Annotated in this window: 11 protein-coding genes; 5 read left to right on the top strand and 6 right to left on the bottom strand. The window is 69.5% G+C overall.

From position 1 onward, the window contains the following. The first annotated feature begins 1 nt into the window (after nucleotide 1). Nucleotides 2-964 (top strand): carbohydrate ABC transporter permease, encoded by a 963-nt coding sequence (locus IEW87_RS08005; protein ID WP_188711738.1) that lies wholly within the window; start codon nucleotides 2-4, stop codon nucleotides 962-964. Continuing rightward, nucleotides 964-1,869 carry a carbohydrate ABC transporter permease gene (locus tag IEW87_RS08000; protein ID WP_229731015.1) on the top strand — a complete coding sequence of 302 codons (906 nt, stop codon included), beginning with the start codon at nucleotides 964-966 and terminating at the stop codon, nucleotides 1,867-1,869. Before IEW87_RS08005 ends, IEW87_RS08000 begins: the two co-directional genes overlap by 1 nt. 21 nt (nucleotides 1,870-1,890) lie before the next feature. Here the strand turns inward: IEW87_RS08000 and IEW87_RS07995 are convergent, their stop codons facing one another. Together IEW87_RS07995 and IEW87_RS07990 are read right to left on the bottom strand one after the other, a co-directional pair. After that, the gene (locus IEW87_RS07995) at nucleotides 1,891-4,077 is read right to left on the bottom strand and encodes an alpha-galactosidase (protein ID WP_188711737.1); all 2,187 of its coding nucleotides are present in this window, start codon (nucleotides 4,075-4,077) and stop codon (nucleotides 1,891-1,893) included. Between the two features lie 71 nt (nucleotides 4,078-4,148). Next, a complete protein-coding gene (locus IEW87_RS07990) occupies nucleotides 4,149-5,174 on the bottom strand; it encodes a LacI family DNA-binding transcriptional regulator (protein ID WP_188711736.1) in 1,026 nt (341 codons plus the stop codon). A gap of 148 nt (nucleotides 5,175-5,322) precedes the next feature. Here IEW87_RS07990 and IEW87_RS07985 point away from each other — a divergent pair, with 148 nt between their 5' ends. From IEW87_RS07985 to IEW87_RS07975, 3 genes are read left to right on the top strand one after another with little or no spacing between them, the layout of a single operon-like run. Next, a complete protein-coding gene (locus IEW87_RS07985; RefSeq protein ID WP_188711735.1) occupies nucleotides 5,323-6,030 on the top strand; it encodes a ThuA domain-containing protein in 708 nt (235 codons plus the stop codon). Beyond that, a complete protein-coding gene (locus IEW87_RS07980) occupies nucleotides 6,003-7,094 on the top strand; it encodes a Gfo/Idh/MocA family protein (RefSeq protein WP_188711734.1) in 1,092 nt (363 codons plus the stop codon). The genes IEW87_RS07985 and IEW87_RS07980 overlap by 28 nt, the downstream gene beginning before the upstream one ends. Beyond that, the gene (locus tag IEW87_RS07975) at nucleotides 7,091-8,608 is read left to right on the top strand and encodes an alpha-N-arabinofuranosidase (protein WP_188711733.1); all 1,518 of its coding nucleotides are present in this window, start codon (nucleotides 7,091-7,093) and stop codon (nucleotides 8,606-8,608) included. Before IEW87_RS07980 ends, IEW87_RS07975 begins: the two co-directional genes overlap by 4 nt. A gap of 9 nt (nucleotides 8,609-8,617) precedes the next feature. Here IEW87_RS07975 and IEW87_RS07970 read toward each other — a convergent pair whose 3' ends face one another. From IEW87_RS07970 to hisS, 4 genes are all read right to left on the bottom strand, one after another. Next, complete coding sequence (locus IEW87_RS07970) at nucleotides 8,618-10,444, bottom strand: beta-L-arabinofuranosidase domain-containing protein (protein WP_188711732.1); 1,827 nt, start codon at nucleotides 10,442-10,444, stop codon at nucleotides 8,618-8,620. Between the two features lie 81 nt (nucleotides 10,445-10,525). After that, the gene (locus IEW87_RS07965) at nucleotides 10,526-11,158 is read right to left on the bottom strand and encodes a hypothetical protein (protein ID WP_188711731.1); all 633 of its coding nucleotides are present in this window, start codon (nucleotides 11,156-11,158) and stop codon (nucleotides 10,526-10,528) included. A gap of 89 nt (nucleotides 11,159-11,247) precedes the next feature. After that, nucleotides 11,248-12,498: an APC family permease gene (locus tag IEW87_RS07960; protein WP_188711730.1), complete on the bottom strand. Its 1,251-nt coding sequence runs from the start codon at nucleotides 12,496-12,498 to the stop codon at nucleotides 11,248-11,250. 160 nt (nucleotides 12,499-12,658) lie between these two features. After that, nucleotides 12,659-13,927, bottom strand: coding sequence for a histidine--tRNA ligase (gene hisS / locus IEW87_RS07955; RefSeq protein ID WP_188711729.1), 1,269 nt, complete (start codon nucleotides 13,925-13,927; stop codon nucleotides 12,659-12,661). Nucleotides 13,928-13,953: the final 26 nt, after the last annotated feature.

The raw sequence follows: 13,953 nt of genomic DNA, 5'->3' as shown, positions 1-13,953 counted from the left end.
GATGACCGCGACTGCATCCGCCATCCCTGTCCAAAAGGTGCGCCGCCGCGACCGGCCGCCGACCATCCAGATCCGCCAGACGTTCGCCGAACGCATCGCTCCGTACGCGTACGTCGCCCCGTTCTTCGTGATCTTCGCGGTCTTCGGCCTCTTCCCACTGCTGTTCACGTTCTACGTCGCCCTGTTCGATTGGAACCCCGTCGGCGAGCAGACGTTCGTCGGCCTGGCGAACTTCGAACGGCTCTTTCAGGATCCGCGATTCTGGAACGCGTTCGTGAACACCTTCGGAATCTTCCTCATCTCGACGATCCCGCAGCTCCTCCTCGCGCTGCTCCTCGCGCACCTGCTGAATCACGCGGCACTCAAGGCGGCGAACTTCTTCCGGATGGCGCTGCTCGTGCCGTACATCACGTCGGTCGCTGCAACCGCCCTGGTATTCGCCCAGATCTTCGACAAGAACTTCGGCCTCATCACCTGGGTGTTCGGCCTCTTCGGCCAGCCCGGCGTCGATTTCCTGTCGTCGCAGGTCGGCTCGTGGGTCGTCATCTCGTCGATGGTGATGTGGCGATGGTTCGGATACAACACGCTGCTCTATCTCGCGGGGCTCCAGGCGATGCCGCGTGAGATGTACGAGGCGGCGTCCGTCGACGGTGCATCCAGCTGGCAGCAGTTCATTCACCTGACGATTCCATCGCTGCGCCCGATCATCATCTTCACCGTCATCATGTCGACGATCGGCGGGCTGCAGATCTTCACCGAGCCTCTCCTCGTCGCCCCAGAGTCCGGTCTCACGTGTGGCGGCGGACGTCAGTGCCAGACGCTCGCGCTCTTCCTCTATGAGCAGGGCTTCGGTCAGTTCGAGTTCGGCTACGGATCCGCGATCGGCGTCGCGCTGTTCGTGATCGTCGTCGTCGTCTCGCTCATCAACTTCTTCCTCACCACCCGCACACGGAAGGCTCGCTGATGTCCGCCGTCGACCAGTCGCTCCCGAAGGCCGCCGGGGCCGCTCCCCTGCCGATGCGGTCGAACCGCTCCAAGCGCGGCCACCGCGTCGGCAAGGTGCCGTGGCCCGTGTACGCGATGCTGATCGTCGCGGTCATCATCAGCGTCTTCCCGCTGTATTACATGTTCGTCATCGCGTCCGTGGGCGCATCCGCCGTGACCTCGATTCCGCCGCGGCTGTACCCGGGGTTCAACTTCGTCGAGGTCGCGAGCAAGGTCTTCGAGACCGTGCCGTTCATCCAGTCGCTGATCAACAGCGTGATCGTGTCGCTGACGGTCGCGGTCCTCGCCGCGATCCTGTGCGCCTTGGCCGGCTTCGCTTTCGCGAAGCTGCGCTTTCCTGGTCGCAACGCGCTGTTCCTGATCGTGCTGCTGACGATGACGGTGCCCGCTCAGCTCAGCGTGATCCCCCAGTACCTGATCATCTCGTGGCTCGACTGGGTCGACACGCTCCAGGCGATCATCGTTCCGGGGCTCGCCAGCGCGTTCGGCATCTTCTGGATGCGGCAGCACATGGCAACGACCCTCAGCGACGAGCTGATGCAGGCCGCACGCATCGACGGCTGCAACAGCTGGCAGGTGTTCTGGCGGATCGGATTCCCCGTTGTGCGTCCTGCGGCGTTCGTGCTCGGGCTCATCACCTTCACGGCGGTGTGGAATGACTTCATGTGGCCGTTCATCGTGCTCAAGTCGCCAGAACTGTTCACCGTCCAGATCGCGCTGAAACAGCTTCAGGCGAACCGCACGATCGACCTTGCCCTCACCATGGGCGGGTCGTTCCTCGCGACCCTGCCGCTCCTGCTCGTGTTCTTCTTCGTCGGCAGACGTATGGTCGCCGGCATCATGGACGGCGCCTTCAAGGGGTGAGTCGTGCGGGCGTCTTCCGCGTCAGCTCACCGCGCTCGCGTGGACGACGACCGCACGATCAGGGTGGAACGTCGGAAACTCCAAGCCGACATCGCGCAGCATCGCGCCCGACATCACGCGCGCGCCGGTCTCGTCGCCGAGTGCCGCCGCCTCACGCAACCAGTCCGGCACCTGCCATGGCGGCCCGAGCGAGGCCGGGAGGTCGGCCGAGATCCGGTATCGACGCTCGTCGTGCAGGCCGACGAGTCGCACCCGCGTGAGGGTGTCGGCTGCCGTCGGCGGCGCAACGATCGTGTAGAGCGCCTCCGAGTGATCCGCAGCGACGACTCCGCGCAGTGAGGGGGCCATCGGATCCGTCTCTCCGCCGCCGACGTGGCGCCCCGTTGCGATCGTGCCGCGGAAACGACGGAAGAGCGCGATCCAGTGCCTGAGCGTCGCGCGCTCGTCGTCGGGCAGGCCGCGGATGTCCCATTCGATTCCGAAATGGCCGAGGAAGGCGATGGCGCAGCGGAAGTGCAGGTCGTGCGTGCGCCCCGTGACGCTCGAGGTCGGCGACGCGACGTGCGATCCGAGCATCTCCGGAGGCACCAGCAGCCCCGTCCAGCGCAGCAGCTGGAAGCGGTCGAACGGATCGTGGTTGTCCGAGGGGTGGACGCGGTCGGCGCGTTCGAGGATCCCGAGGTCGATGCGTCCGCCGCCGGACGCACAGCTCTCGATCTCGAGGGCCGGGTGCCGCTCGCGCAGCTCGTCGAACAGGCGATAGACCGCGAGCGTCTGCTCGTGCACCGCGGCACCTCCGCTCGCCGGATGACCGGCGGCGATCAGGTCGCGATTGTGATCCCACTTGACGTACGCGGCGCCGGTGTCGCGCACGAGCTGGTCGAGCGCGTCGAGGATGTGCGCGTATGCCTCGGGATTGGTCAGGTCCAGCACCTGCTGAAAACGGAAGAGCGCGGGCAGCTCCGGTCGCGCGCGCAGAATCCAGTCCGGATGTGCGCGGGCGAGGTCCGAGTCCTCATTGACCATCTCCGGCTCGACCCAGACGCCGAACTCCATGCCGAGTTCGCGCACGGCGTCAGCGAGCGGAGCGAGGCCCTCCGGCCACACCTCGAGGTCGGGGGTCCAGTCGCCGAGACCCGCACGATCGTCCCGACGGTTCCGGAACCACCCGTCGTCGAGGACGAACCGCTCGACCCCGAGCGCCGCCGCTTCCTGCGCGAGCTCAAAAATCGTCTCGGGATCCTGGTCGAAATACACGGCCTCCCACACGTTCAGCGTGATGGGACGCGGCCGCAACCTCGAGCGGGAGCGACGCCGCAGGTGCGCGTGGAAGCGCGCCGACGCCGTGTCCAGCCCGTCGCCGTAGCTGCCGTAGACCCACGGCGTCTCGTAGGCCTCTCCCGGCGCGAGGCGGACCTCTCCGGGGAGCAGTAGCTCCCCGCCGCGGAACGCGAGCGTCGCGTCGCCGCGCTCGAGCGCGTGATGATGGTTGCCGCTGAATCCGACGTGACCGAGCCAGACCTCGCCCGCGTCCGAAGAGAACCCCGGAACGCCCGCCGCCAGGATGGTCGTCGCGTCGAGGCCCGTCCGTCCGCGCCGCGAGTCACGCACGTGCGCACCGCGCACGACCGGGTGCCGCTGCGGGAGTCGCTCATGTCCCCATCTCCCTGCGAAGTCGAGCAGCTCGCTCGCCCGCGTCGGGATCGACAGCGCAAGCGTCATCCCCTGGATCTCGAGCGGTTCGCCGGAGGCGGCGCCATTTCGCACGCTGCTGCGCACCCGCAGGAGTCCCTCCGGCGAGAGTTCGAGGTCGATCTCGAGCTCGACCGCCGCCCACTCGTCGTGCGCTGTGAACGCCACACGCGCCGGTCCGGTCTGGACGACGGCGCGCGTCATCTCGCCGCCGTCGATCTCGACGGACCGCACGACGAACCGGGGCGCCCAGGCGGCGCCCGCGCGATGCGCTTCGAACCCCGGGTGGCCGAACCACGCGGCCCCATGCTCGGGGAGCAGCGAGGGCCGATACGGCACGTCGGAGACGCCCTCGAGCCCCGGGCGGTGCTCCGCGTCCCAGAACGCGACGAGGTCGTCGTCGGTGGCGCGGATCCGTGGACCCCAGTGTGCGATGACCGGCAGCGCGTGATCGGACGAGACGAGGACGACGGAGACGTCGCCGGCGGTGAGGTGGATGAGGCGCTGAGCGTTCATCCGACCATTGTTCGCACAGGTCGAGGCTCCGGCACAAGACCCTGTGAGATCGATCTCCGACGGTCGGGAGGTCAGACGGGGAAGCGCGCCCGCGTCGACCCGCGCGTCACGAGCTCGGTCGGGAGGTGCACGACGTCGTCGACGCGGTCGCGACCTGCGACCTGGCGCGCGAGCATCTGCACCGCGGCCGCCGCCATCTCGCGGATCGGCTGACGGATCGTCGTCAGCGAGGGGTGCAGCCACCGGGCGCCGCGCACGTCGTCGAACCCGACGACCATCACGTCCCGCGGGATCACCAGGCCCGCTTCGCCGATCGCGCGGTAGGCGCCCGCCGCCATCTCGTCCGAGCAGGCGAACACCCCGATGGGCCCCTGTCCCCCGATCTGCGCGAGGGACTGCGCGCACGCACGCCACGCGCCCATCGCGCCCCAGTCGGCCTCGGCCCGCACACAGGGCGCGCCGGGCGTTGCACGCTCGATGGTCGAGAGGAAGCCCTCAACCCGGGCGCGACCGTACCGGTAGGAGGGCGCCCCGCCGATGACGATGAAGCGGCGCACGCCGCGTTCGAGGAGGTGCTGCGCGGCCGCGGCGCCGCCCGCGTGGTCGGTCGTGCGCACGCTCGGCAGACGCTCGGGTGCTTCCTCGGGCGGCTCGAGCAGCACGACCGGGATCCCGGCCTCGCGCATTCGGCCCAGTTGGGCCGCGGTCGGGACGAGCAGGCCGAGGATGACACCCGCCGTGCCGCGCGAGCGGATGCGGTCCGGCCAGTCGTCGTCCGGGTTCCCGTGCGCCGTCGTCAGGACGAGGTCGTACCGCAGCGTGGCGGCAGCCGTTCGCGCTCCCGCCGTGACCTCGTCGGTGTACGGGTCGTGAAAGTGTCCGAGCACGAGGTCGAACATGAGCGAGGTGCCACCCCGCGGCCGCCCGCGCCTCTCCCCCGTCGGCGAATAGCCCAGTGCATCGGCGACCCGCAGCACACGGGCGCGCGTGGCCGCCGACATATCTCCGCGCCCGCGGACCGCTCGCGATGCCGTCGAGACGCTGACGCCCGATTCGCTCGCGACACGGGCGAGGGTGACCCGGGAGGGAGCGCGCATCCGTCTATTTTGCGCAATTTACGAGACATTCGTCAACGCACCTGGCAGTGTTTCTCGCGATCCGCACGGGTTCTCGAGGACGCGCAGACGTCGACGCCGACGTCGACGCGTACCTCGCTCGCGATGCATCACAGCGGAAGGAGCGCACATGACCACTCGGAGAGCGCTGGTCGTTCGCGGGGGGTGGGAGGGCCATCGCCCCGTCGAGGCCACCGACATGTTCCTGCCATTCCTCGAACGCAGCGGCTTCGAGGTGAGCGTCGCGGAGTCAAACGACGTCTATGCCGATGAGACCACGATGGCCAAGACCGATCTGATCGTGCAGTCGGTGACGATGTCGGAGATCTCCACGGAGGCGTTCACCGGTCTCCGCCGCGCGGTCGAGCGCGGCACCGGTCTGGCCGGCTGGCACGGCGGAATCGCCGACTCGTACCGCAGCAACTCCGACTATCTGCACCTGATCGGCGGGCAGTTCGCGACGCACCCGGCGAAGCACCCCAACGACCGCGCCGGCGACGAGTCGGACAATTACCTCTGTTACACAGTGGATCTGACGGAACTCGGTCGCGAACACGAGATCATGGCGGGTCTCGAGGACTTCACCCTGAAGACAGAGCAGTACTGGGTGCTGACCGACGATCTCAACGACGTCCTCGCGACCACCACCCATCCCGTCCAGGCGCACCACCCATGGCATCGCCCGGTGGTCACTCCCGCCGTGTGGACGCGGCGCTGGGGCCGAGGACGTGTCTTCGTCGCGACCCCCGGACACGGTCCGGTCGTCCTCCGGGACGTGAATGTGCGCACCATCATCGAAAGGGGAATGCTGTGGGCGAGCCGCACGGTATCGGAATAGTCGGAATCGGCGTCATCTCAGGACAGTACTTCGACACGCTCGCCGCGCATCCTGACGTGCGCATCGTCGCCACGGCGGATCTGGACCCGGCGCGCGCGGCCGCGGGTGCACAGCGGATCCCCGGCTGTCGCTCGCTCACGGTCGAGGAACTCCTCGCGGATCCGGCCGTCGACACCGTGTTGAACCTCACCGTGCCCGCCGCACACGCTCCCGTCGCGTTGGCGGCTCTCCGCCACGGCAAGAACGTCTACGGCGAGAAGCCCCTCGCCCCGACGGTCGCGCCGGCGCGCCAGATCCTCGACGCGGCCGGATCCGCGTGGGTCGGCTGTGCTCCGGACACCGCTCTCGGTGCCGGCGTACAGACCGCCCGGGCCGCCGTCGACGCCGGCGAGATCGGCCGCCCGGTCGCCGCCGTCGCCTCCTGGACGGCTCCCGGCCACGAGGCATGGCACCCGCACCCCGACTTCTACTACCGCGAGGGAGGCGGCCCGCTGTTCGATATGGGACCGTACTACCTCACCGCGCTCTTCCACCTGCTGGGCCCTGTCGCACGCGTCTCGGGCGCATCGTCGCGATCGCGCGACGTGCGGCAGATCGCCACGGGGCCGCGCGCGGGCGAGGAGATCCCGGTCGAGGTCGACACGCACGTCACCGGCATCCTCGAGCACGTCAGCGGCGCGGTCTCGACCGTGACGTTCAGCTTCGACGGCGTCGCCACCCAGGCCGCGCCGATTGAGATGCACGGCGAGGAGGCGACCCTCGCGCTGCCTGATCCGAACTTCTTCGACGGCGAGGTGCGTCTGAGGCGTCCGGGCGCCGACAACTGGGATTCGCTGCCCGTGCGCGCGGGTTACGAGAACGCCGGGCGCGGCATCGGACTGATCGACTTCGTGCGGGACGGCGGCGCCCGCGCGCACGGCGACATCGCCCTGCACGTGCTCGAGATCATGACGGCGCTCACGGACTCCGCGCGTGAGGGGCGTCGCATCGATCTCATGACGACGGCCACCCGGCCGCCCATCGTGCCACGGACCTCGCGCGCCGACTGGGGGGCGGCACATTGAGCGCCGTCGCCCGCGCCGTCGTCGACCTCGACGTGGTCGGCGCTCGGATCAGCCGCCACCTCTACGGCCACTTCGCTGAACACCTCGGGCGCTGCATCTACAACGGCTTCTGGGTCGGCGAGGGCTCCGAGATCCCGAACGTGCGCGGCATCCGCCGCGACGTCGTCGACGCCCTGCGCGCGCTCCGGATCCCGAACCTGCGGTGGCCGGGCGGTTGCTTCGCCGACGCATATCACTGGCGCGACGGCATCGGTCCGCGCGACGAACGCCCCCGCATCGCGAACACGAACTGGGGCGACGTCGTGGAAAACAACCACTTCGGCACCCACGAGTTCATGGACCTGTGCGACCTCCTCGGCGCCGACGCCTACGTCAACGGCAACGTCGGCAGCGGCACCGTCCAGGAGATGTCGGAATGGGCGGAGTACCTCACCCGGGGCGACGACAGCCCCATGGCGCGCCTTCGTCGCGAGAACGGCCGCGACGAGCCGTGGCGCGTGCCGTTCTGGGGGCTCGGAAACGAGCCGTGGGGCTGCGGCGGCAATATGTCGGCCGAGGCTTACGCGGAACAGGCCCGCCGCTACGCGATGTACAGCCGCAACCACGGTGACAACCGACTCGTGCGCATCGCCGCGGGCGCCAACGAAGACGACCTGGACTGGACGCGCGCCCTCATGAAGGGCGCCGTGGAGAGCCACACCAACGTTCTGTACAACAGCCTGCCGTACGAGGCGATCTCGTTCCACTACTACACGCACTCCGGATCCGGCATCAACACGGAGGACGCGACTGCGTTCACCGACGCGCAGTTCTACGACACGATGGCGTACGCGACGGACATCGATCGCGTGATCCGCGGACACATCGCCGTCATGGACTCGTATGACCCCGACCGGCGCATCGATCTCGTATGCGACGAGTGGGGCACCTGGTGGAACGCCGCGGAGGGCACCAACCCCGGTTTCCTGTTCCAGCAGAACACCGTGCGCGACGCGCTCGTCGCGGGGATCCACTTCGACGTGTTCCATCGACACGCTTCGCGGCTCGCGATGGCCAACATCGCCCAGACGATCAACGTACTGCAGGCGATGGTGCTCACCGACGGCGATCGCATGGTCCTGACGCCGACGTACCACGTGTTCGAAATGAACTCCGGGCATCACGACGCGCGGCAGTTATCGGCGCATCTGCTCGAGGCGCCCACCACCATGGTCGGCGACGACGAGCTCACCCTCGTGTCACTGTCCGCCTCGACGTCGGAGGATGCGGCGCTGATCTCGCTGACGCACATGTCGGTCGACGCCGACTGCCGCGTCCGTGTCGACCTGCGTGGCCGTGCCGCGAAGCTCACCCGCGCACGGGTGCTGACCGGCGAGAGCGCGACAACGTTCAACGACCCCGATGCCCCCGATCGCGTCGCGCCCGCGCCGCTCGAGGCACAGATCGAGGATGGGGTGCTCACGGCTCAGCTGCCGCCGCATTCCTTCGCGACGTTCGAACTGCACCTCGGCTGACACCGCGCGTCAGGATCCGCCGACGACGGGGAAGTACACAGCGAACGGCTCGTCGGCGATCTCGTGCAGCGGTCGAAAGCGGATCGCGACCGGTTGCCCGACCGTGCGGTAGCGCGGGAGCCACCGCGTCCAGTGCCGTTCGTCGTCGCGCGCGAGCAGTTCGGGCGCGCGACTCGCGTCTCCGGTCAGGGCGACCTCACGGTCGACGAGACCGCCCAGCACGACCGGCCCCTCGGCGAATGCGACCGTGGTCGGCTCGTCCGGAATCGGCACCGCGCGGAGCGCATACCGGAAGGAGACGTCCACGCTGAGCCTGCCGCCGGGGTGCGCCAGAAAGAGCGCGTCGCCCTCGCGCGTCACCAGGTCGTCCGCCGACGTTTCCGGGGCGCCCTCCGCCCACTCCGGAATGCGGATCCGCACCCGCATCGACGCCGGAGCATCGACGGTCACGCGCATCCGCGTGCGCATCGGGCGATGCCGGTCCCCGGCGGCCCCCGCATTCGCGTCCGGACCGACGTCATCGGCCTCGTCGAGGAGCTCCAGGCGCAGATCGGCGGTCGCGGTGCCGACGGGCACGCTCGCCCGTGCCGCGATGAACTGCGCGATCGTGACGGTCTCGTTGTCGCCGTCGGCGTAAAAGACCAGCTGCGCGTGGCGTGTGTGCGCCTGCACCAGCGATCCGTGGCAGCACCAGAAGTCCTCGGTCGGGCTCCCCCAGTCCTTTCGGGCACCGCCGACGAGCGGCAGAAAGTACGCCACCATCCCCGTCTGCGGATGCTGCTGAGCGAGGACACCGTTGTAGAGGTTTCGTTCGATGTAGTCGGCGTACGACAGGTCTCCGGTCCAGCGGAGCAGGACGTCGGCGAGTCGGATCATGTTGTACACGGCGCAGTGCTCCTGCGTCTTCTCGCCGCGTCGCGCCGCGAAGGCGAACGGTGGCGTCCAGATCTCCCCGGACGTCTGCCCGCCCGTGCAGAACGTGCCGCGGCGCACCACCGCCCAGTCCCAATACGCTTCGACGATCCGCCGCCAGATGTCGTCCCCGGTCACCTCGTAGGCGCGCGCCGCGCCGAGCACCTCCGGGATGGTGGTGTTGGCGTGCATGTTCGTGAGCACGTCGTGCCCCGCGAGGAGGCCGTCGAACAGCGAGCGGCGATAGTAACGGTCGAGCAGCTCGCGATAGATCGGATCGCCGGTCGCCTCCAACAGATCCGCCCAGACCTCCAGCATCCCGCCGGTCTCCACTTCGAGGATCCGTTGGAAGCTGGCGTCATCGTGACCGCGCACCCACCGTAGCAGTGGCTGAGTCGCGCGCCGGGCGAGCGCGAGCGCACGCTCGTCGGCCAGGTCACGGTGCACGTCGACGAGGCCCATGAGGGTCTTGTGCATGTTGTACTGCGGCGCCCATACGGAGCGTCCCTCGTCGAGGCGACGCAGGACGCTCGGCGGGATCGCCCACAGCCACTCCCCGTCGCTCTCGCGCTGACAGCGCTCGAGGCCGTCGAGCACCGCGTCGAGCTGCGCGCGCAGCACGCCGTCACCGGTCACTGCGACCTCGCGCGCGACCGCCGACATCCAGTGCCCGACGAAGTGCCCCCGCAGGAGCGCGCCCGGCGTCTCCCAGCCCCAGTGGCGATCGAGGCCGCGGTCGCGCGACGAATCCCGTGAGGGGTGCAGGTGCCAGAGCTGTGATCCCACACCGGCCTCGATGTAGTGGTTCTGCAGCAGTGCATCGGGCTGCAGGGCAGCGAGGTACTCGCGATTCAGGCGGCGACGGGAGTCGAACAGCCCCCGCTCGAGTCGTGCGGCTGTCAGCGGAATGTGGTGCAACGTCACGGTGGCTCCTCCGGCGCGGTCAATCGCTTCGTCGAGTATCTCGCACCGCGGCGGCGCGGCGAACAGGTTCGCCCGCGTGTCTCAGGGGCGATCGACCGCGTGCCCGGCCTCACGTCGAAGGGCGTTCAGGACGGCGACGGCGCCCGCCGCGTCATCGACCGTGATCGTGAGATCGCTGCGCCGGTCGCGACCGATGCGGATCGCCTCGCCGGTGCGCAGCACGACACCGTCGCCCGCGCCGACGGTGCGCCACCCCCACCCGCCGAAGTCGGCGAGCGGACTTACCTCCGCGATTACGTCGGCGGAGGTGATCTTCTCGAGCGGGACCCGGACCCGGGGCCAGCCGAGTGCTGCGCGTGCCGTGACCCCGCGCTCGTCGATGCGGACGTCGAAGCGCAGCGCGGCGAGTGCGACGAGCGTCACCGGCAGCATGATCGCCAGCGCGATCCACAGGGGAACAGGGACGCTTCCGTCCGTGCGCAACCCCACGACGCACGCCGCGACGAGCGCAAGGTTCGTCGCGCCGAAGAGCACACCCAGCGTGATCGCGCCGCCGCGGGAGATCGAGACGGACCGCCGCCAGGTCGTCGGCACCGTGTCCGCAGACCCGGTCACGCCTTCGTCCGACGAGCCTGCGGAACCGGTCGGATCCTCACTCGCGAAGAAGATGGCACGGCCGCCGTGTCGCCGATCGATCGCGCGTCCCAGCATCACACCTCACCTCATCGAAAGGGCCCCGCCAGCGTCTTCGCGGCCCGTGGGCGAGGCTATCAGGGCGCCGCGCGCTGTCCGAGACTCGAGCCTCACACGGATCGGCGTTCGATGACGAGGCGGATCCCGCGCACCGCGATCCCCGCCGTGACAACAACGACACCGCCGATCACCGATGGCCAGGGCAGCGTCGCGGCCAGGATGACGCATCCGAGAGCGCCGACGACCTGCATCGCCCGCGGATACCGCCGCGCGGCGGCTCCCTGGCGGTGCGCGGCGACGTTCGCGACGAAGTAGTACAGCAGCACGCCGAAGGAGCTGAAGCCGATCGCGTCGCGCAGGTCCGCGACGAGCACGATCGCGATGACCACTACGGCGACCGCGATCTCGGCGCGGTGCGGCACGTGCGAGCGCGGGTGGATCCGTGCGAAGAACCGCGGCAGGTCGCCCCCGCGTGCCATGGCGAGGCTGGTACGCCCGATGCCGGCGACGAGTGCGAGGAGCGCCCCGAGGGAGGCGCACGCGGCCCCGACACGTACGATCGGTTCGCCCCAGTCCCAGCCCGCGGTCGCGACGACGTCGGCGAGCGGGGCGGCGGATCCGGCCGCGCCGGTGCCGAGCGTCGTGAGCACCGCCAGCGCGAGGAGGATGTAGATGCCGACGGCGCCCGCGAGCGCGATCACGATGGCCCGAGGGATGGTGACGGACGGACGCGTCACCTCCTCGCCCATCGTCGCGATGCGCGCGTACCCGGCGAAGGCGAAGAACAGCAGCCCTGCGGACTGGAGGATGCCGTACCAGCCGCCGACGAGGATCCCGTCGCCGAGGAGGCCGCCGGGAGCCGCCGGCTGGGCGATCGCGGCGGCCCCGACGAACGCCAGCACGGCGAGCACGACGGTCACGATGATCTTGGTCGCGAGCGCCGTGCGCGTGACGCCGAATAGGTTCACGGTCGTCAGCGCCACGACCGCGGCGATCGCGACGGGCCGTTCGAAGCCGGGAGCCGCGTACGCCGCGAAGGTGAGTGCCATCGCGGCGCAGCTCGCGATCTTCCCGACCACGAAGCACCAGCCCGCGAGGTATCCCCACCAGGCGCCGAGTTCGGCGTTGCCGTAGGCGTACGTTCCGCCGGCGACAGGATGGACGGCGGCGAGCTGAGCGGACGAGGTCGCGTTGCAGAACGCGACGACGGCGGCGAGGACGAGCCCGACGAGGATTCCGCTGCCGGCGACCGCGACGGCGGGAGCGAACACCGCGAACACGCCCGCGCCGATCATGGATCCGAGTCCGATGGCGACGGCGTCGATGAGGCCGAGCCGCCGGACGAAACCGGAAGAGGTCATGCCGCGAGGCTAGCGCGGCGGAGGCCACCTCACGCCCGCCGCCGCTCGCGAACGCGGGGAGTTCACCGGTCGTTCACGCGTCGGCCGCCTCCGCCGAGCCGATGGCTTCGTCCCGACGGCATGACGATCCCGGCGAAGAACACCTCCGCTGGACGCATCGTCATTCGCTCGGCTCCGCGAGCGGCTTCAGCTCGAGCTCGTCCTGGCCGCGCGCGACCGTCGCGAACACGGTGTACCCGTCGGCCGCGGCGCGCTCGAGCGCGCCCTTGAGATTGCGCGGGCGCTGTTCGAGGCGCACTCGTGCTCCGCTGGCGACGAGCGCCTCCTTGTGCGCGAGGAGCTCGGCGACCGGCACGTCCTTATCGTGCACGAGCACGACCGCCTCGCTCCCCACGGCGGGGTCGAGCTCGACGAGGTCGAGGATGCGCTCGAACCCGATTGAGAAGCCGACCGCCGGCACATCCTGGCCGAGGAAGCGACCGATCATGCCGTCGTAGCGGCCGCCGCCGCCGAGCGAGTACGACACCTCCGGGTGCTCGACCTCGAAGATCGTGCCCGTGTAATACCCCATGCCGCGCACGAGGAACGGGTCGAAGCGCAGGGCGGCGGGCCCGCCCACAGCCTCTCCGATGCCGACGAGGTGGTCGACGACGTCCTCGGGGATCCCCTGGGGCAGCAGGGCGCGAATCTGCGCGGCGCCATACGGCTCGGTCGGCTCGGCGAGCCCGTCGAGGAACTCCTCCAGGGCCGTGACGGCCTCGTCGGCGGATCCCCGCTCGCGCAGCTCCGCCGCGACACCGGAGGGGCCGATCTTGTCGAGCTTGTCGATCGTGATGAGTGCACCGGGACGGTCGGTCACCGGGAATCCGAACACGTCGAGCATCGCGTCGAGCGCGCGTCGGTCGTTGATGCGGATCGTGACGTCACGGAGGCCGAGCGTGGAGAATGCGTCGAGCGACGCGGCGAGCAGCTCGGCTTCCGCGCGCGGGGTCGCATCGCCGATGATGTCGATGTCGCACTGCACGAACTGGCGGTAGCGCCCCTTCTGGGGCCGCTCCGCACGCCACACGGGCGCGATCTGGATCGCCCGGAACACGCCGGGGAGGTCGCCGCGGTGCGACGCGTAGAAGCGCGAGAGCGGAACCGTGAGGTCGAACCGCAGGCCGAGGTCGGCGAGATCGGCGGGATCCGCCGCGCTGCGCAGCTTCTCGGTCGTGAGAGCGCGCTTCATCACCGTGAACGCGAGCTTCTCGTTGTCGCCGCCGAGCCCGCCGTGCAGACGCGCATAGTCCTCCATCACGGGCGTCTCGATCTCGTCGAAGCCGTGCGCTTCGTAACGATCCCGGATCATCGCGAGCACCTGCTCGCGGCGTCGCTTCTCGGCGGGAAGGAAGTCGCGCATGCCGCGCGGCGGGTTCACAGTAGCCATAGACCTTCCATTATCCCAGGCGTCGC

It is taken from the genome of Microbacterium faecale, from assembly GCF_014640975.1.
GTDB classification, from domain to species: domain Bacteria; phylum Actinomycetota; class Actinomycetes; order Actinomycetales; family Microbacteriaceae; genus Microbacterium; species Microbacterium faecale.
The sequence above is the reverse complement of the archived record's forward strand: the minus strand, read 5'-3'. Positions and strand labels throughout refer to the sequence as shown.